The sequence below is a fragment of the Thiobacter sp. AK1 genome (assembly GCF_039822265.1).
GTDB classification, from domain to species: Bacteria; Pseudomonadota; Gammaproteobacteria; order Burkholderiales; family Thiobacteraceae; genus Thiobacter; species Thiobacter aerophilum.
In genome coordinates this window covers 132,517-150,613 of record NZ_JBAJEX010000005.1, presented here as the reverse complement: position 1 = coordinate 150,613, position 18,097 = coordinate 132,517, and the positions used below count along the sequence as shown (strand labels likewise).

The 18,097-nt window shown below is 64.0% G+C and carries 22 protein-coding genes; 5 read left to right on the top strand and 17 right to left on the bottom strand.

The genetic code is table 11. From position 1 onward, the window contains the following. Positions 1-73 precede the first annotated feature (73 nt). Together V6E02_RS08115 and V6E02_RS08110 are read left to right on the top strand one after the other, a co-directional pair. The gene (locus V6E02_RS08115) at positions 74-373 is read left to right on the top strand and encodes a hypothetical protein (RefSeq protein WP_347308285.1); all 300 of its coding nucleotides are present in this window, start codon (positions 74-76) and stop codon (positions 371-373) included. A gap of 11 nt (positions 374-384) precedes the next feature. Further along, a complete protein-coding gene (locus V6E02_RS08110; protein WP_347308284.1) occupies positions 385-852 on the top strand; it encodes a hypothetical protein in 468 nt (155 codons plus the stop codon). Positions 853-856: 4 nt separating this feature from the next. Here the strand turns inward: V6E02_RS08110 and V6E02_RS08105 are convergent, their stop codons facing one another. From V6E02_RS08105 to coaBC, 3 genes are all read right to left on the bottom strand, one after another. Next, a complete protein-coding gene (locus V6E02_RS08105) occupies positions 857-2,332 on the bottom strand; it encodes a GGDEF domain-containing protein (protein WP_347308283.1) in 1,476 nt (491 codons plus the stop codon). Positions 2,333-2,481: 149 nt separating this feature from the next. Continuing rightward, the gene (gene dut / locus V6E02_RS08100) at positions 2,482-2,931 is read right to left on the bottom strand and encodes a dUTP diphosphatase (RefSeq protein ID WP_347308282.1); all 450 of its coding nucleotides are present in this window, start codon (positions 2,929-2,931) and stop codon (positions 2,482-2,484) included. An 87-nt stretch (positions 2,932-3,018) separates the two neighbouring features. Continuing rightward, entirely contained in the window at positions 3,019-4,221 is a 1,203-nt protein-coding gene (coaBC, locus tag V6E02_RS08095; RefSeq protein ID WP_347308281.1) for a bifunctional phosphopantothenoylcysteine decarboxylase/phosphopantothenate--cysteine ligase CoaBC, read from the bottom strand. Positions 4,222-4,259: 38 nt separating this feature from the next. On the opposite strand from coaBC, the gene radC reads away from it, so the two are divergent. After that, the gene (radC, locus tag V6E02_RS08090; protein ID WP_347308280.1) at positions 4,260-4,934 is read left to right on the top strand and encodes a RadC family protein; all 675 of its coding nucleotides are present in this window, start codon (positions 4,260-4,262) and stop codon (positions 4,932-4,934) included. A gap of 119 nt (positions 4,935-5,053) precedes the next feature. On the opposite strand, the gene ccmI is transcribed toward radC, so the two are convergent. The 9 genes from ccmI to ccmA form a co-directional block, all read right to left on the bottom strand. Continuing rightward, complete coding sequence (ccmI, locus tag V6E02_RS08085) at positions 5,054-6,238, bottom strand: c-type cytochrome biogenesis protein CcmI (RefSeq protein WP_347308279.1); 1,185 nt, start codon at positions 6,236-6,238, stop codon at positions 5,054-5,056. Then, positions 6,235-6,708, bottom strand: coding sequence for a cytochrome c-type biogenesis protein (locus V6E02_RS08080; protein ID WP_347308278.1), 474 nt, complete (start codon positions 6,706-6,708; stop codon positions 6,235-6,237). Before V6E02_RS08080 ends, ccmI begins: the two co-directional genes overlap by 4 nt. After that, the gene (locus V6E02_RS08075) at positions 6,705-7,232 is read right to left on the bottom strand and encodes a DsbE family thiol:disulfide interchange protein (RefSeq protein ID WP_347308277.1); all 528 of its coding nucleotides are present in this window, start codon (positions 7,230-7,232) and stop codon (positions 6,705-6,707) included. Before V6E02_RS08075 ends, V6E02_RS08080 begins: the two co-directional genes overlap by 4 nt. Beyond that, positions 7,229-9,187, bottom strand: a complete 1,959-nt coding sequence (locus V6E02_RS08070) for a heme lyase CcmF/NrfE family subunit (RefSeq protein ID WP_347308276.1) — start codon at positions 9,185-9,187, stop codon at positions 7,229-7,231. The genes V6E02_RS08075 and V6E02_RS08070 overlap by 4 nt, the downstream gene beginning before the upstream one ends. A 93-nt stretch (positions 9,188-9,280) precedes the next feature. After that, on the bottom strand, positions 9,281-9,739 hold the full coding sequence (gene ccmE, locus V6E02_RS08065; protein ID WP_347308275.1) for a cytochrome c maturation protein CcmE: 459 nt from the start codon (positions 9,737-9,739) through the stop codon (positions 9,281-9,283). Further along, the gene (ccmD, locus tag V6E02_RS08060) at positions 9,723-9,917 is read right to left on the bottom strand and encodes a heme exporter protein CcmD (protein ID WP_347308274.1); all 195 of its coding nucleotides are present in this window, start codon (positions 9,915-9,917) and stop codon (positions 9,723-9,725) included. The genes ccmE and ccmD overlap by 17 nt, the downstream gene beginning before the upstream one ends. Further along, on the bottom strand, positions 9,914-10,657 hold the full coding sequence (gene ccmC / locus V6E02_RS08055) for a heme ABC transporter permease CcmC (RefSeq protein WP_347308273.1): 744 nt from the start codon (positions 10,655-10,657) through the stop codon (positions 9,914-9,916). The genes ccmD and ccmC overlap by 4 nt, the downstream gene beginning before the upstream one ends. After that, entirely contained in the window at positions 10,654-11,319 is a 666-nt protein-coding gene (gene ccmB, locus V6E02_RS08050; protein ID WP_347308272.1) for a heme exporter protein CcmB, read from the bottom strand. Before ccmB ends, ccmC begins: the two co-directional genes overlap by 4 nt. Then, complete coding sequence (ccmA, locus tag V6E02_RS08045; protein ID WP_347308271.1) at positions 11,316-11,936, bottom strand: cytochrome c biogenesis heme-transporting ATPase CcmA; 621 nt, start codon at positions 11,934-11,936, stop codon at positions 11,316-11,318. The genes ccmB and ccmA overlap by 4 nt, the downstream gene beginning before the upstream one ends. 97 nt (positions 11,937-12,033) lie before the next feature. Here ccmA and rpmB point away from each other — a divergent pair, with 97 nt between their 5' ends. Next, complete coding sequence (gene rpmB, locus V6E02_RS08040; protein WP_347308270.1) at positions 12,034-12,270, top strand: 50S ribosomal protein L28; 237 nt, start codon at positions 12,034-12,036, stop codon at positions 12,268-12,270. A gap of 10 nt (positions 12,271-12,280) precedes the next feature. Further along, entirely contained in the window at positions 12,281-12,448 is a 168-nt protein-coding gene (gene rpmG, locus V6E02_RS08035) for a 50S ribosomal protein L33 (protein WP_347308269.1), read from the top strand. 139 nt (positions 12,449-12,587) lie between these two features. On the opposite strand, the gene V6E02_RS08030 is transcribed toward rpmG, so the two are convergent. The 5 genes from V6E02_RS08030 to V6E02_RS08010 form a co-directional block, all read right to left on the bottom strand. After that, positions 12,588-13,724, bottom strand: coding sequence for a DesA family fatty acid desaturase (locus V6E02_RS08030; protein ID WP_347308268.1), 1,137 nt, complete (start codon positions 13,722-13,724; stop codon positions 12,588-12,590). 93 nt (positions 13,725-13,817) lie between these two features. Then, on the bottom strand, positions 13,818-15,083 hold the full coding sequence (locus V6E02_RS08025; protein ID WP_347308267.1) for a mechanosensitive ion channel family protein: 1,266 nt from the start codon (positions 15,081-15,083) through the stop codon (positions 13,818-13,820). Between the two features lie 30 nt (positions 15,084-15,113). Then, positions 15,114-15,677 (bottom strand): phospholipase D family nuclease, encoded by a 564-nt coding sequence (locus V6E02_RS08020; protein ID WP_347308265.1) that lies wholly within the window; start codon positions 15,675-15,677, stop codon positions 15,114-15,116. Further along, positions 15,674-17,029, bottom strand: coding sequence for an RsmB/NOP family class I SAM-dependent RNA methyltransferase (locus V6E02_RS08015; RefSeq protein WP_430626787.1), 1,356 nt, complete (start codon positions 17,027-17,029; stop codon positions 15,674-15,676). The genes V6E02_RS08020 and V6E02_RS08015 overlap by 4 nt, the downstream gene beginning before the upstream one ends. Beyond that, positions 16,996-18,063, bottom strand: coding sequence for an AI-2E family transporter (locus tag V6E02_RS08010; protein WP_347308263.1), 1,068 nt, complete (start codon positions 18,061-18,063; stop codon positions 16,996-16,998). Before V6E02_RS08010 ends, V6E02_RS08015 begins: the two co-directional genes overlap by 34 nt. Positions 18,064-18,097: the final 34 nt, after the last annotated feature.

Sequence of the window (18,097 nt, the reverse complement as noted above, 5' to 3'; positions counted from 1 at the left end):
GCGCCTCCCGGCATGGGGCGCGGGATCGTTCTCCAGGAGCGACAAAATCCAATAACAACGAGGAAACGCCAACATGGATGTCGAGATCATCACAGTCATCATGGCTTCGGCCATCATCGTCATGCTGTACTGCCTGTGGCTGGTGTTCAGCCTGAAGTCGCGCGTGCCCGGCGGCGTGGTGGGCAAGCGCTGGCGTGTGTTGTCGGCGATGGTGACGCTGTTCGCCATCGGCTACGCAGCCATGCCCTTCCTGGGTGAGTTGTCGGAGACCACTCTGCGCTACGTGGTGTCGTTGATCTTTTTCTTCGGCGCGATCTACGTGGCCATCACCATCAAGCTCATCTACACGGTGATCGAGGAGCTCTCCGCTTGATGGAGTTCGCCATGGACCCGCGACTGGTATTCGTGCGCACCGCCAAGGGCGAAGAGGAATTCGAGCGGCGTACCCACGGGTTGTCCCAAGCCCTGCGTCGCGTGCTGATTCTGGTGGACGGCAAGTCGCCGGTTGCCCGAATCATGGAACGGGGGCTGGGCCTGCCCGACGTGGAAGGGGCGCTCACCACCTTGGCTCAGGAAGGCTTCATCGCCACCGCGGAGGAGGCGGGGCGACGTGGGCTCGGTGTGGGGGATCCGAAGGCGGAACTCGCCACTTTGGCGCGCTCCCTGCTGGGTCCTCAGAGTGCCAAGGTGGTGAAGAAGATCCAGGAATCCGGCGATACGCCCCAAGAACTGGCAGCCACCATCGATTCCTGCCGCAAGCTGATCAAGCTCTTCATCGACGACGCGAAGGCGGAGGAATTCGCCCGCCGCGCCCACGAGCTATTGTTCTCCAGTACCCAGATGGGGCACTGAGGTTTCAGGCGGCCTTCATCTGCGTGCGGTTGCGTCCGCCCCGTTTAGCTTCCAGCAGGGCCTGGTCGGCGCGCGCCAGAGCGGCATTTTCCGCCTGATCGTGGCGACTGAATTCGGATAAGCCGCCGCTCCAGGACAACGCGTGCATAACGCCCGGCGCCAGCTCCACGGTGGCCGGCATGCTGCGGCGCAGCCGGTCGGCCAACTCCATCGCCCGTTTCAAGGGTGTGTTGGGGAAGATCACACAGAACTCATCGCCGCCTAAGCGGGCCACGAAATCGCTGGAGCGCAGGCGTTCCTTGAGCAGTTTGCCGAACTGGATGATGAGCTGGTCGCCGGCGTCGTGGCCGTAGGTGTCGTTGACGCGCTTGAAGTCGTCGATGTCCAGGATGAGCAGGCTCGCGGGCCAGCCTTCCTTCGCCTGCTGGTAGATTTCGCGCTGTTTGGCATCGAAGCTGCGTCGGTTGTGTACCTGGGAGAGGTGATCCATGCCGGCCGAGTTCACCGCCGCCAGATGCTTGCCCACCATCAGCTTGCCCAGCTGATACATGATGAGGTAGGCCGGCTGCACCTCTTCGAGCTGCACGTTATAGCTCTTGCGCATGCGGTTGTGGGAGATGTCGGAAAACAGTTTGGTGAGGGCCGCAAGGTCATCCTGGAGCGCGCGATTCCCGTAAAAGTAGATGAGGGCTAGGGCCAGGGCCATCAGCAGGATCAGGCCCGCCCACACCAGCACGAAGCTCATGCGCACATCGGCGAGCAGGCCCGTGGGGCCCGGGGCTGACCAGGTGGCGAGCCGCCAGGGCGTGCCCGATATCTCCGTGTAACGTGGTGCTGAGACGCTCTTGAGGCTTTCGTCGCCGCGCTTGAGCAGGGTCTCGAAGCGGTTGCCGTCCTGCTGCTGCAGCTCGGCATAGCCATCCAACAACGGCGTGCCGGCGAACAGCAGCTGGATGTCGCCGAGATCGCGCGCCAGCAGCACAAAGCCCAGCAGACGATTGTCATCAGGGTGACGCACGGGGGCGGAAAAGCGCAGGCTCAAACGCTCCACCGTCATGGCGTCGGTGCTGTCGGGTCGTTCCCGCAAGGCGTCGATCAGCTTGCGCTGGGTGGTGCTCAGGCTGCCGGGAATGGGGCTGCGGCCCGCCGCCTGGTCTTCGCTGAGGATCTGGATTTCGTGGAGTTCTGGGTAGAAGCCGCGCAGGGTGGCGACGAGATTCTGACGCTCCGTGTCCGACCCTTGGGCAAGGGCCTGCACGGTGAGAGGGGAATGGGCGATGGCGCGCGCCTCGCCGCGCAGGCGGATGGGCAGGCTTTGCAGCTGCGCTGAAAGCACCGCCCCGGCGTAGGCGGGCGGTTGGTTGCGCACGAAGTGTTGATGCAGGGCGACCGCCGCGTGCAGCAGAAATCCCGCCGCCGAGGCGGCCAGGGCCAGCACAAAAAAACCCACCAGAAACAGGCGGGCGATGGAGGGTTTCATGTCGCTTCCCGCTCCTTACGCCTCTCCGGTTCATGGACCGGAGTGTGTCATCCCGACGCCCGGGGCTTGACGCCCCCTCTCGCCGGTGTCTCCTTGCGGCCTACGAAGCAGCTTCCATGCCAGCGTGGCGAGGCCGACTCGCTGTGATTTCAGTGCTTACCCGTGCTGCCGAAGCCGCCACTGCCCCGGTGGCTGGCCTCGAAGGCTTCCACGATGTTGAAGCTCACACGTGCCACCGGCACGATGACGAGTTGGGCAATTCGCTCCAGGGGTTGCAGCTCAAATGGCTCGCGTCCCCGATTCCAGCAGGAGACAAAGAGCTGCCCTTGGTAGTCGGAATCGATGAGGCCCACCAGATTGCCCAGGACGATGCCATGCTTGTGGCCGAGGCCCGAGCGGGGCAGGATCATCCCGGCATAACCCGGATCGCCGATGTGGATGGCAAGCCCCGTGGGAATCAGCTCCGTGTCGCCGGGCTTCAGGGTGAGGGGCGCGTCGATGGCGGCGCGCAGATCGAGCCCCGCGGAACCGGGTGTGGCATAGGCAGGCAAAAGATCCCGTACCCGCGGGTCGAGGATCATCAGGTCAATGCAGTCCATGGGGAGGCTATCTTTGCGGTCACCGCGGGCGCGGATGGCGTTTATTATGCCCGCTCGCAGGGACGGGTGGAACGGAGTCGACGCCGCTCAACGCACGGAATGCGTAGCGGCGTACAGGGTGGCGATGTGGCGGATGAGCTGGCGCGCGAGCGTCAGCTTGGGCCCGGGCGCGAGGGCGTGCACGCCATTGTCGTCGAACAGGGTGAGACGGGACTCGTCCCCGCCCACGGCCTCCGTGACCAGGTTGGCCGCGAGCAAGGGCAGATTCTTGCGTCGGCGTTTGAGTTCGGCGAATTCGTACAGATTCTCGCTTTCCGCGGCAAAACCCACGCAGAAGGGAGGATTGGCGCGACTGGTGACATTGGCCAGGATGTCCGGATTGGGCGCAAGCTCCAGGGTCAGGATGTGGGCGTCCTTCTTGATCTTCTGCTCGGAGGGGTTGAGCACGTAATAATCGGCTACCGCCGCCACGCTGATGAAGATGTCCGCTTCGCCCACCTCGGCGTTGACGGCATTGAGCATCTCCTGCGCGCTCACCACCGGGATCACGTGCGCCCCGCGCGGCGGTTTCAGGGCGGTGGGACCGGTGATCAGCGTCACCTTCGCCCCGGCTTCCAGGGCGGCGCGGGCTACCGCATAACCCATCTTGCCGGATGAGCGGTTGGTGATGCCACGCACCGCGTCGACGGCTTCCCAGGTGGGGCCGGCCGTGACCAGCACTCGCTTGCCCGCTAGCAGCTTGGGTTGGAAGAAAGCTTCCAGATCTTCCAACAGCTCTTCCGGCTCCAGCATGCGTCCCATGCCGGATTCTCCGCAGGCCTGTTCGCCTGCCGCCGGCCCCAGCACCACGATGCCGTCTTCCCGGATTCGTTCCAGATTGCGCTGGGTGGCGGGGTTATCCCACATTTGCCGGTTCATCGCCGGCGCCACCAGGAGCGGACATTGCCGTGCCAGACACAGGGTGGAAAGCAAATCGTCGGCCCGCCCTTGCGCCAGCTTGGCCAGGAAATCGGCGCTGGCGGGCGCGATCAGGCAAGCATCGGTAGCGCGGGTGAATTCGATGTGGGCCATGCCGTGGTCGATACGCGCGTCCCACAGGCTGGTGAATACGGGCTTCCCCGATAGGGCCTGCAGCGTCACGGGCGTGATGAACTGGGTGGCGGCCTCGGTCATCACCACCTGCACGTCCATGTGCTGCCGGCGCATGAGCCGGACCAGCTCCGCGGCCTTGTAGGCCGCGATGCCGCCGGTCACCCCCAGCAATATGCGTTTGCCATCGAAATCGGACATAATCCCTTCATTCTACCGGTAAGCGCGAGGATCCTGCCATGGCGATCACGGACTGGCCCGTTTCGGAACGGCCGCGGGAGCGGCTCATCAGGCAGGGCGCACACGCCCTCTCCGATGCGGAACTGCTGGCCATCTTCCTGCGCACTGGCGTGACTGGCAAGAGCGCCGTGGATTTGGCGCGGGAGCTCATTGCCCGGTTTGGTAGCCTCAATCGCCTGTTCGGCGCGAGCTTGGAGGCGTTTTGCAGCGTGCCCGGCATGGGCCCTGCCAAATATGCGCAGATGCAGGCGGTGCTGGAAATGGCGCGCCGGGCGCTGGCCGAATCCGCGCAGCATGACGACGCCCTGTGTTCGCCCCAGGCGGTGCGCGACTACCTGCGGCTGCGCCTGGGGCCGCGGGAACACGAGGTGTTCGCGGTGCTGTTCCTCGATGCGCAAAACCGCGTGATTGCCTTCGAGGAACTGTTTCGTGGCACCCTCAAGGAAACGAGCGTCTATCCGCGCGAGGTGGTCAAGCGGGCGCTCCACCACAACGCCGCGGCCGTGATCTTGGCTCACAACCACCCGTCCGGTGTGGCCGAGCCCAGCCAGGCCGACCAGGCACTCACCCGGGCGCTCAAAGAAGCACTCGCCCTGGTGGACGTGCGCGTGCTGGACCACTTCGTCGTCGCAGCCGGCGGCGGTGTGTCTTTCGCGCAGCGAGGACTGCTCTAGCCCGCGGGGCCTGTTTGCCTGGCGCTGACGTGACGATTTCCCTCGTCGTTCGGGGCCGCGGGCGGTTCTTCCCAGGGCCTCGCGCAAGGGGTTTGCGCCCCGATTCGGGCCGCGAGCCGTTAGCGCACCACTCGGTCGATCACGAGCGTCACATCCTTCGCGCCGGGCTTGACGGGAGCGGTGCTGCCTTCCAGATCGCCCGCCTGGGGGGTGGCACTGCCGCTCTTGCTCACGCGGGCGCCGATGATCACTTGGTCGAATTGGGACAGCTTCATCTGCGGCGCCATGGCGAGCGTGTCGTCCAGGTTGAAGCGCGCGGGCAGGTCCCGCGCCGATAGCCGCAGCACCGCCAGGGGCATGCGTGGGCCCCGGGCGGCACGTGCGAAGACGAAGACGGTGTCCTCGGGCGCGACTTTGCCGCGCAAGGCATCGGCCAGTCGCACCGTACCCGAAATGCTGACCGGGCCGGGCGAGGGCGTTTCCTGCTCGGGCACGCCCAGCTCGGCGAGATTCCGGCGCACCAGGCTCGCATCCTCGGAATCGGCGGGCAGCCGGGCTAGCAGGCGGGTCCAGTGGCGGGCGGCGGTCTTGCGATCGCCTGCCTCCAGGGCGGCGTAGCCGGCCAGGTAGAGGGCCTTGCCGTTGTCGGGGTCCAGGTTCAGGGCGCGGGCGATGAGTTCCGCGGGCTTACCTGCTAGGCGCTGGCCCTGGGCCATGGCCAGGGCATCGGCGTAATCCGCGAGCACCTGGGCATCCTGAGGCAGCAGGCGCGCCGCGTGATCGAGGGCGGCGGCGGCTTCCGGGAAGCGTTCCAGCGCCATGTAAGCCTTGCCCAGCATGCGCCAGCCGGTGGCGTCGTCCGGCTTCTCGGCCAGATGCTTCTCGAGCGCGGGCAGCAGGGTCTCCACTTGTTGCTCAGGCGACAAGCCAGCCAGGCGCGGCGCCGTGATGGCGGCTGGATTGCCCAGCTGCCAGTACAGTACCGCGGCGAGCAGGGGAATGGCCACCGCCACCAGTAGCGCCGGCCAGCGGGCAATAGGTGCCCGAGGCGCGGGCTGCGCGCCGGCCACGTCTTGCAGCAGGCGGCGTTCCAGTTCGTGTTTCGCCGCTTCGAACTGGGACTGGGAGAGGGTGCCGGCATCCAGGTCGGCTTGCAGTTCCGCCAGCTGATCCTGATACACTGCCACGTTGACGCCATCGTGGGGCCGCACCATGGGCCGGCTGCGGCCGCGGGCGAGGGGCAGGACGACGAACAAAACGGCGGCGAGGGTGAGGGTCGCCGCCGCGACGACGAAAGCGCTCATGATCGGGGCTCTTCGGGACGTTGGCCGAGCAGGGCTTCGACGCGTGCCTGTTCCTCCGGCGAGAGGGGCGCATCGGGTAAGCTTTTGCGGCGGCGCGCAAGGAAATAGAGAAAGCCGGCGATGGCCAGGCCAGCGAGCAGAAAGGGGCCAAACCAGAGCAGCCAGGTCGTGGATTTCAGCGGCGGCCGGTAGAGCACGAAATCACCATAACGGTCCGTGAGATAGCGCGTGATTTCCGCGTCGGACTTACCCTGACGCATCATCTCGCGAATCTCCCGGCGCAGGTCCGCGGCGAGATCGGCCTGAGAGTCGGCCAGGCTTTCGTTCTGGCAGACGAGGCAACGCAGCTCCTTGGCGAGCCGGTTGAGTCGCGCCTCGAGTGCGGGATCCTGCGCCACCGGCACGGCTTCCTTGGCGTTTAGGGGTGTCAACAACAGGGCGAGCCAGAGGGAAAGCAACACGCGCTTCATTTGGACAGTTCCGCTACCAGGGGCAAGATCTTGGTGTCAAGCACCTCCGGCGTCACCGGTCCGATGTGCTTCATGCGGATGATGCCCGCGCGGTCGATGACGTAGGTCTCAGGCACGCCATACACGCCATAGTCGATGCCTACGCGTCCGTCGGCATCGGACACCGACAGATGGTAGGGATTGCCGAAGCGCTCAAGCCAGGCAAGGGCGGCGGGGCGCTGATCCTTGTAGTTAAGGCCGATCAAGGGCACGTCGCGGCGCTTCGCCAGCTCCACCAGCACCGGATGCTCCTCCCGGCAGGAGACACACCAGGATGCCCACACATTGAGCAGCCACACCTGGCCGCGCATGTCGCTAGGGGAGAAGATTTTCTCGGGCGCATCCAGGCGCGGCAGATGGAAGGTCGGCGCCGGCTTGCCCACCAGCGGGGAAGGCACTTCGCGGGGATCGCGCGACAGGCCCTTCCAGAGAAAGCCTACCAACACCAAGAAAATGAAAAGCGGAACGAGAAAGCGCGCCCTCACGCCGTGCCCCCCACAAGTGCCGCTCCAGCCGGTTGGGCAAGCGCTCGCCTGGCAAGGCGATAACGCCGGTCGGATAGGGCGAGCAGCCCACCCAGCGCCATGAGCGCGCAGCCGCCCCAGATCCAGCTCACGAAGGGCTTGTAGTAAATGCGGACCGCCCATGCCCCATCTGGCAAGGGCTCACCCAGGGAGACATAGAGATCACGCGTGAAGCCATTGTCGATGGCCGCCTCCGTCATGGGCATGCGCGAGGCATTGTAAACCCGCTTCTCGGGGCGCAGCAGGGCGATGGTGCGCCCTTCGCGGCTCACTTCCACCAGACCCTGATGGGCCTGATAGTTGGGTCCGCTGCGCTCGCGAATGCCATGGAAGGTGAAGGTGTAGCCCGCCACTGTGGTGCGGTCACCGACGCCCATTTTCATGTCGCGCTCGATCTCGAAGCCCTTGACGATGGTGACACCGACGATGAACACACCCACACCCAAATGGGCAAGATGCATGCCCCAGAAGGCGCGCGGCGGCTTGTTCTTCGCGCCACGCAGACGGTGCCATACCGCCAGCACGACGCTGGCGAACACCCAGAACGCGAGCAGGAAGCCCAAGCCAATGAGCGGCGTCCACTTGCCCAGTGCCAGGGGCAGTAGCAGGGTGCTGGCGACGGCGACCGCCAGCGCCCATTTCAGGCGCGTGGCGAGATCCGGCAGCGCCTGTTCCTTCCAGCGGACGATGGGCCCCACGCCCATCAGAAACACGACGGGGGCCATTAGCGGCACGAACACGGCGTCGAAATAGGGTGGGCCCACCGAGATCTTGCCCAAACCCAGGGCGTCGATGAACAGAGGATAGAGGGTGCCCAACAGCACTGCACCAGCGGCGACCAGCAACAGCACGTTGTTGGCCAATAGCAGCGTTTCCCGCGACAGCAGGGCGAATTTTCCGCCCACGCCCACGCGCGGCGCGCGCCAGGCGAACAGTGCAAGCGAGATGCCGATCACCACGGCGAGGAAGACCAGGATGAACACGCCGCGACGCGGATCCGTGGCGAAAGCATGGACCGAGGTGAGCACGCCCGAGCGCACCAGGAAGGTCCCCAGCAGGGAGAGCGAGAAGGTGAGGATGGCCAGCAACACTGTCCAACCTTTGAAGGCGCCGCGCTTTTCCGTCACCGCCAGAGAGTGGATGAGCGCGGTGCCCACCAGCCAAGGCATGAAAGACGCGTTTTCCACGGGATCCCAGAACCACCAGCCGCCCCAACCCAGCTCGTAGTAGGCCCAGCCACTGCCTAGCGCGATGCCCACAGTGAGGAACATCCACGCCGCCGTGGTCCAGGGCCGGGACCAGCGGGCCCAGGCCGCATCCAACCGTCCCGAGAGCAGGGCCGCCAAGGCGAAGGCGAAGGCGATGGAGAAGCCCACATAGCCCATGTAAAGCATGGGTGGGTGAAACACCATGCCCGGGTCCTGCAGCAGGGGATTCAGGTCACGGCCTTCCAGAGGCGCGGGGAGGAGCCGCTCGAAGGGATTGGACACCAAGAGGATGAACAGCAGAAAACCCGCACCGATAAAGCCCATCACGCCCAGCACGCGCGCCACCAGATCATCCGGCAGATGACGGGAGAACGCCGTCACCGCCAGGGCCCACAGGGTGAGCATGAAGCTCCACAGCAGCATGGAACCTTCATGCCCACCCCATACCGCGGCGAAGCGGTAGTGCACAGGTAGCTGGGTGTTGGAATTGGCCGCCACGTACTGCACCGAGAAATCGTTGGTGAGGAAGGCGTAGGCGAGACAGCCGAAGGCGAAGGCGACGAAGACGAATTGCCCCACCGCGGTGGGGCGGGCCAGAGCCATCAGGTTGGGCACGTTGCGCGCGGCGCCGACGAAGGGCAGGGTGGCCTGCACCAGCGCCAGCAACAAGGCGAGGATGAGCGAAAAATGACCGAGTTCGGGAATCATGGGTGGCCTCGGGATGGGAGCCTAGTGGCTCAGGGTTTTGGCGGTTGCGATTTTGTTTTTCATGACGCGTGAGGAAACGCTCGGGAGGGGCGCCTATTGGCTCAGGGTTTTGGCGGCCTGGGCGGCGGCCTTGCGCGCTTCCTCCAGGGAGTGGGCGGCTTCAGGCGGCATGTAGTTTTCGTCGTGCTTGGCCAGCACCTGATCGGCGACGAACCGACCGTCTGCGCCCAGCTTCCCCTGCACCACCGCACCTTTTCCCTCTTTGAACAGGTCGGGGAGAATGCCCTTGTAGCTCACGGGCAAGCGGTTTAGCCGATCGGTGATGACGAAATGCACGGTGAGACCGTCCGCATCGCGCCGCAGACTCCCTTCCTCCACCATGCCGCCGATGCGGAAGGTGCGGTCCACCGGCGCTTCCCTATTGGCCACCTGGGTGGGCGTGAAGAAGAACACAAGATTGCTTTGGAATGCATTGAGCACCAGCGCGGTGGCCAACCCCACTATGGCGAGGCCACCGGCGATCAGGGCCAGTTTCTTATGTCGGGGTTTCATTGCCATCCTGATTGCCGAGTCTGTGCATCTGATTCAGCGTCTTGAGCAAAGTTCTGCGCCGGTGGGCGAGCAGCAAACATTCGCCCACCACGCAGAGCAGGGTGACGGCGTAGCTACCCCACACGTAGAAGGCGTAGCCGCCCATGTGCCAAAAAGCGGACCAGCTTCCCCAGTTCATGGCTTGCGCTCCAGCATTTCCTGAACCCAGGTGGTGTGCTTTTCGCGTTCGAGGATGATGAGGCGGACCCGCGACAGAGCCGCGGCGATGGAGTACATCCAGGCGGCCAGCGCCATGAGCAGCATGCCAAGCAGCATCGTCATGGCCATGCTCGGGGCGCGCGTGAGGCTGACGGAAGCGCCCTGATGCAGCGTGTTCCACCATTGTACCGAAAAATAAATGATGGGCACGTTGACTACGCCCACTAGCGCCAGTATGGCGCCGGCCTTGTCGGCCCGGCGCGGATCGTCGATAGCGGCGGTGAGCGAAAGGTAACCAATATAGAGAAATAGCAGGATGAGCTCCGAAGTAAGCCGTGCATCCCAAACCCACCAGGTGCCCCAGGTCGGCTTGCCCCACAACGCGCCCGTCCACAGGGCGACGAAAGTCAACATGGCACCGGTGGGGGCGAGGGCCTGAGCCATCATCGAGGACAGCCGCGTGTTGAAGGCGAGGCCGATGCCAGCCCAGAACGCCATAACCAGATAAATGAACATGGACATCCACGCGGCGGGCACATGGATGAAGATGATGCGATAGGCCTCGCCCTGGGTGGCATCGGTGGGGGCGACAAAAAAAGACACGTAAAGCCCAGCTACGCAAAAGAGGGCAGCGAGCGTGTAAAAGAGGGGAATGAGTTTGCCGGCCAAGGGATAGAAAGTCGCCGGCGAGGAATACTTGAACCAGTTGATACCCATCATTCCATCGCGATCTTGAGCGCTGAGGCCGCGACGAAGGGCGTGGCCAACAGCGCAAGGAGAAGGAAGGCGCCCAGCAGGGAGAGATGCCCCTGCGGACTCATGCCGATCATGCTGCTTTCCACGGCGCCGGCGCCGAAAATCAAAACTGGAATGTACAGCGGCAGCACCAACAGCGACAACAGTACCCCGCCGCCGCGCAGGCCCAGGGTGAGCGCGGCACCAATGGCCCCGATCAACGAAAGTACCGGCGTACCCAGGACGAGAGAGATCACCAGTATGCCCAAGGCATGGCCCGGGAGATCGAACTGCAGTCCCAGCACCGGCGCCATCAAGGCCAGCGGCAGACCGGACACCATCCAGTGTGCGAGCACCTTCGCCAGTACGATCAGCGCCAATGGCACCGGCGCCAGCGCCATCTGTTCCAGGGTGCCGTCCTGATGATCGGCGGCGAACAGCCGATTGAGGGACAGCATGGCCGCCAGTAGGGCGGCCACCCAGACCACCCCCGGCGCGATCAGCCGTAAGGTGCTCCGTTCCGGTCCCACGCCCAGTGGGAACAGGCTCACCACGATGACGAAGAAGAACAGGCTGGTGAGCACGTCAGCGCGCCGGCGGTAGGCCAGCAGCAAATCGCGGCGCAGCATGGTCCAGAAAATGTTCATGGCGCACAAAGCTCCAGGCGGCGTGGCGTCACGCCGTTGACCTCGATGGGTTGGTGGGTGGTGAGCACCACCAGCCCGCCCGCGGCCAGATGGGCGGCGAGCCGGCCCTGGATTAATTCCACCGCGCGCGCATCCAGTGCAGTGACCGGTTCATCCAGGATCCACAGGGGGGCGCGTGTCACCAACAGTCGCGCCAGGGCCACGCGCCGACGCTGCCCCTGGGAGAGTAGCTTGGCTGGCAAATCCTCGCGTCCGGCAAGCCCCATGTGGGCGAGCGCGGCACGCGCCGCCTCTTCGCCGAGGGCTTGGCCTGCGAGCCGGCTAGTGATGAGGAGGTTCTCGAGGGCGGTGAGGTCATCTTTGACCCCGTTGTGATGCCCGAGATAGAAAAGCTGGCTCAAGAAATCCTCGCCCAGGCTGCGCACCGATTTGCCTTGCCAGCGCACTTCCCCTGTCGCCGGCGGCGTCAGGCCGCACAGGATACGCAACAGGCTGGTCTTGCCCGCTCCATTGGGGCCTGCCACCAGCAGCAACTCACCCGGCCCCAGGGCGAAACTTAGGCCGGAGAACAGCTTGCGGCTGCCGCGTTCGCAGGCGAGATCGAGTGCTTCCAGCATGATCGGGAGGACAAAAGCGACGGACGATACCGGCTCTTGAGGGAATTTGCAAACTTCTGTATAGTTACGACTTTTTCAGCCGAGTAAGGGATTTGTCATGGCGCGCGTATGTAAAGTCACGGGCAAGGGGCCGATGGTCGGGAACAACGTCTCCCATGCCAACAACAAAACCAAGCGGCGCTTCCTGCCCAACCTGCAATACCGCAAATTCTGGGTCGAGAGCGAAAACCGCTGGGTGCGCATGCGAGTGACCAATGCCGCCCTGCGTACCATCGACAAGAAAGGCATCGACATTGTCCTCGCCGAATTGCGTGCGAAGGGCGAGCACATCTAAGGACTGAATCATGGCGAAAGGCGGACGGGAAAAAATCAAGCTGGAGTCCACGGCGGGCACCGGCCATTTCTATACCACCACCAAGAACAAGCGCACCACGCCGGACAAGCTGGAATTCAAGAAATACGATCCGGTGGCGCGCAAACACGTTTTGTACAAGGAAACCAAGCTCAAGTAAGCGGCGACCCCGCAGCACACCAACCCGCCCGGCGCTCCGCCCGGCGGGTTTTTTGTTGCTTAAGCCAAGGCTGGCGCGATCAAGCGCGTACCATGAAAAAAGGCCAACCACCGGTTGGCCTCCTCGGGGCGCGCACGCCTTACGCGTAGGCGCGCAGGCGGCGGGCGAACTGTTGCAGAGCCTCGATGCCACTGGCTTCTGCGCGCTGACACCATTCCTCCAGCCGCTTCAACAACTCTTCCTGGCTGGCGGTGGAACGGGCCCAGATGGCTGCCAGTTCCTTGCGCATGGAGTAGATAGTGGCCAGCACGCGGCTGGAATGGAGCGCCTGCTCCAGGGACGCACGTTCCGGGGCCGGCAGCGCACCCTCGTCCAGATGCAACCATTTGCGGAAGGTTTGCACATCGAGGTGCGGCAGGTGGAGCTTGGCAATCTCCTCGCGCACAATCGCTTTCACGCTCTTGACGTAACGCGCCATCACTTCGTAACGGTGGGTGATCACCGCCTGCAAGGTTGCTGCATCGGGTGTGGTCTTGCTGGGAATGATGCGCGGCTTGCCTGCCACCTTCTTCACCCGCGCCAGCCCCAGCATTTCCAGGATGCGGATGTAGAGCCAGCCGATGTCGAACTCCCACCACTTGGCCGACAGCTTGGCGGAGGTGGGATAGGCGTGGTGATTGTTGTGCAGCTCCTCGCCACCGATGATGATGCCCCAGGGCACGATGTTGGTGGCGGCGTCGTCCGACGAGAAGTTACGATAGCCCCAGTAGTGGCCGATGCCATTGATCACGCCAGCAGCGGTGAAGGGAATCCAGGCCATCTGCACCGCCCACATGGTCAGGCCGATGGGGCCGAACAGTACGAGGTCGATGACCAGCATGATGCCGATACCGAGCACCGTGTGTTTGGAGTAGAGGTTGCGCTCGATCCAGTCATCCGGCGTCCCCTTGCCGTATTTTTCCAGCGTCTCGCGGTTCTTCGCTTCCTTGCGATAGAGTTCGGCGCCTTGCCACAGCACTTTCTTGATGCCGAGGATCTGCGGGCTGTGGGGGTCGTCGACTGTCTCACACATCGCGTGGTGCTTGCGGTGGATGGCAGCCCATTCCTTGGTGACCATGCCGGTGGTCAGCCACAGCCAGAAGCGGAAGAAATGACTGGCGATGGGGTGCAGATCCAGCGCGCGGTGCGCCTGATGGCGATGCAGGAAAATGGTGACGGAAGCGATGGTGATGTGGGTGAGCACCAGAGTGACTACCACATAGCCCCACCAGGGCATTGAAATCAAGCCAGAAAACATAAACGCTGGATCCTTGCAGATGAATGAGGTTTCGATTCTACCCGATCGTTTTCAAAAGACAATAACATCCTGTTACGACGGGTTGAGGATGCGAACATCGCGGTGGGGATAGGGAATTTCAATCCCCTCGGCCTGGAATCTTTTCCAGATCCCTAAATTAAGTTCGGAGCGCAGGTTGAGCTGGCCCTCTTCCGGATCCCCGATCCATACCACCAGTTCGAGGTTGATGCCATTGTCGGCGAATTCTCGCAGGAAGGCCGCCGGTTCCCGGTGCGCGAGCACGCGCGGGTGGGCACGCGCCACCTCGATCATGATGGCCATGGCCTTTTCCACGTCGCTGCCATAGCCCACTTGCACCGGCAGGTTCATGCGCTGTTCCCGGTCGCTGAACGAGTGGTTTACCACCACCGAGGAAACGAGAGTCTCATTGGGGATCAGTGCTTCGGTGCCGTCTCTGGCACGCAGCACCGTGTAACGGGTGCTGATCTGGGTTACCTGACCATAGAGGTTGTTGATGGTGAGCAGGTCGCCGATGCGCACCGACCGGTCGAGCAGGATGATGAAACCGCTTATGTAGTTGGCGGCGATCTTTTGCAGGCCGAAGCCCAGGCCCACGCCGAGGGCGCCGCCGAAGACGGAGAGGAAGGTGATATCGATGCCGGCAAGCGGCAGGGCGATGATGACCGCGAACAAGACCAGCAGCGCCCGTACCAGTTTGGCGAACACGAGACGCAGACTGGGATCCAGGTCCTTGCTGCGCATCAGGCGGTTTGCGAGCAAGCGGCCAATATAGAGGGCGAACAGCAGGGCGACCGCCATCGAGAGCAGGCCCTGCAGCACCAACAGCAGCGATACCCGCTGATGGCCGATGGCAAAACCGATTTCATCCAGCGCCTGCAACACTTCCTGCTGCAGGCCGGTGAGGTGCAGTCCCAGGCCGACAAGCACCGTCCAGGTGACGATATGTTCCACCAGTCTCAGTACGCCGCTGGGCATGAACACGTAGCGTAGGAGCTGGGAAGCCACGCGCAGGACGGTGAGCGCGAGCAGCAACGGAATTGCCAAGTTGATTAGGCTGGGCGCGAACCACGCTTTCAGCACGGCCTTGGCCGGCAGCAGGAGCAGCAGCGCGAGCAAGGGCGGGAAGGCATAGCGCAGCCCGTGCAGCGAGGGTTTGCTGGGATCCGGAAGGGGCATGCGCTGCGTGAGACGTTTGCCCAGCAACCAGGCCAGACCCACGGCAAGCCCAATCACGGCGAGCTGCCAAAGCATGGCGGGCTTATCGAGGTCGGCGGCCGCTTCCAGCAACAGGTTGTGTACGGATTCGGTGCGGATCATGACTCGGTCGAGGCGTAATGGAAGCGAAGCTCAACGCCGATAGGGGCGTGCATGTTGGCGGTGACGCTGCCAGTTGGCAGCGTAGGCATCGGCCAGGGGCGGATTGCCGCGTAGAACGAGCACGTTCTCCGCGTTCTTGAACTGCCCGGCATAGGTGAAATTCATGGAGCCGGTGATCACGGCGGCAGCCTGGGTGCCCGCATCGATCACCATCACCTTGCTATGGGCGGCGCTGTGCTGATCGTCCAGCCATACCGGGATCCCCGCTTCAGCCAGCAAGGGGATGCGGCTGTTTTCCAGCTTGGTCGTCTGCTCTGCATCGGCCACGACTTGCACGTCCACGCCGCGCCGCTTTGCCTCGATCAGAGCGAAAGCGATCTCGTTGCTGGTGAAGCTAAAGGCCTGGACGCGAATGGTGCGCCGCGCGGCGCGAATGGCTTCGACCATGAGATGGATGGCGTTGTCCTCCGGGGTGAAGGCCAGCTCGATCACGCCTCTGGCAGGAAATTGCTGCGCGCCGTCGCTGGCGGAGGCGAAGGCGATCGTCGCCAAAAGCAAAAGGGCGAAGAAGAAGCGGTGCGCGCGCGGCCTCATGGCGTGCGCTCCAGCACGGCGGCGAAGAAACCGTCGGTCGCATGGAGCGCCGGCGATAATTCGAGATAGGCCCCGGTGTCGAGCGCGATGTGCTGGCGCGCCAGCACTTGGTTGGCGGGTATGAGCTGGAACTCGGGATGTTGTGCAAGAAAGTTTTCCACGATGGATTCGTTTTCCTCCGGCAGGATACTGCAGGTGGCATAGACCAGCCGCCCAGCCGGCTTGAGCAGGCGGCTGGCGGCGGCGAGGATGCGCGCCTGCTTGGCAGTGAGCTCGGCGACACTGTCCGGTGTCTGGCGCCATTTCAGATCCGGGTTGCGACGCAGCGTGCCAAGACCGCTGCAGGGCGCATCCACCAGGACACGATCGAACTTGCCCGTGAGGCGCTTGAGGCGTGCGTCTCGTTCATCGGTAATGAGTTGGGGATACACATTGGACAGGCCCGAGCGCGCCAGCCGCGGTCTGAGTTTGGCAAGTCGCGCCGCCGACACATCGAAGGCATACAGTCGGCCCTGAGAGTGCATTAGTGCGCCCAGCAAAAGCGTCTTGCCGCCCGCGCCCGCGCAGAAATCGGCTACCCGCTCGTGGCGCGTGGGCGCCAGCAGAAAACCGGTGAGCTGGCTGCCTTCGTCCTGTACCTCGATCACGCCCGCCGTGAACAGGGGGTGATGCTGGATCGCCGGTTTGCCGACTAGACGCAGGCCGACGGGGGAGAATGGTGTGGGCGTGACGGCCAAGCCCTGCGCGGCCAGCCGTGCCCGCACGTCCTCCCGGCTGGCCTTGAGGGTGTTGACGCGCAAATCCAACGGCGCGGGCTGCTGCATGGCGCGCCCCAAGGCCAGGATCGTGGCCTCGTCCAGCACGGTGCGCAGGCGTTCTACCACCCAGTCCGGCAGGTCCGCACGCACCGCAAGCGGCGCCTGCTCGCTAGATCCGGCCCGCATGGCGGCCACCTGCTCGGCTTCCCCTGCGTTGAGCAAGGGTGCCAGACCCCGCAGGCTCATGCCCTGGATGCGGTGAAAATAGGCCAGCAAAAGCGGCCGCGGCGCGCGCGACCCAGACATGTACTCCAGAAAGCGCAGATGGCGCAGGATGCCGAACACCGTTTCGGCGATGACGTGGCGATCGCGTGCACCCAGGCCGGGATGGGTGCGAAAGTAGCGGGAGAGCAGTACATCCGCCGGCTGGGTGAAGGCCAGGACCTCGGCGAGCAGCATCGCCACGTGTGCGAGCTGGCCCGGTGTCGGCCGCTTGGCTTCGTCGGATGCGACCTCCCGCGCATGGGGCGCGCCGCGACGGGAAGAGGCTCGACGTAGAGTCACGCTGCCTCCGCCGTGGTCCCGCTGCTCCATTCCCTGAGCAGGCTAAAGCTCACCGCGAGTAGCGTGGGACCGAGGAACACACCGAGGAATCCGAAGGCAGCGATGCCGCCCAGCACCCCGAACAGCACCAGGATGAAAGGCATGTCCGCACCTTGGCTGATGAGATAGGGTTTGAGGAAATTGTCGATGCTGGAGACCACCAGCGCGCCCCATAAGGCGAGGAACACTGCCATGCCTGTTTCCCCCTGCACGTAGAGCCAAATGGCGGCGGGAATCCATACCAGCGGCGGCCCCATGGGCACGATCGACAAGAAAAAAGTCAGCAATCCCAACAGCAATGCCCCCGGCACGCCGGCGATGAGAAAGCCCAGGCCCGCGAGAATCCCCTGGGCCAAGGCCGTGCCCAGGATGCCATAGACCACGCCCTTGATGGTGCTGCCCGCAAGGCGCAGCAGAAGTAGCCCCTTGTCTCCCGCCACGCGGTGCACGGCGGTGGCGAGCCGGGTGGCGAGGCTGACGCCATCGCGGTAGATGAAGAAGGCCACGATAAGGGCTAGCACCAGCATGATCACGCCGTGCATCAACGTGAATCCTTGTTGCAACACCCAGCGGGATACGCTGGGCAGGCTTGCGCGCGCCTGCTGGATCAGGGAATCCGGCTGGTCCACCGCGCGTTGCCAGAATTCAGCCATGCTGCCGCCTAGCACGGGAAAATTGGCCAGCCACGCAGGCGGGCTGGCGGGCAGATGGGTGAGGCTGTCCTGCAGGGTGCTAGAAAGACGGCTGACATTGTCGGCGAGGCTTGCCCCTACCACGAAAAAGGGGAGGACCAGCAACACAGCCACCGCCAGACACATGAGCGTGGCGGCCAGATTGCGCCGCTGTCCCAGCAGCACGCTTGTACGTTCGAACACGGGCCAAGTGGCATAGCACAGGATGGAGGCCCACAGGAGCGCGGAAAGGAAGGGTAGCAGCACCAGAGAAGTGCCCAGGGCGAGCAGCACGACGGCGGCGGCGAGAACCAGGCGCTCGACGGGCAGGCGTGGGGAGGCGGGAGCAGACATGGCAATGGGTCTAGGCGAAAACAGGCTATTGTAA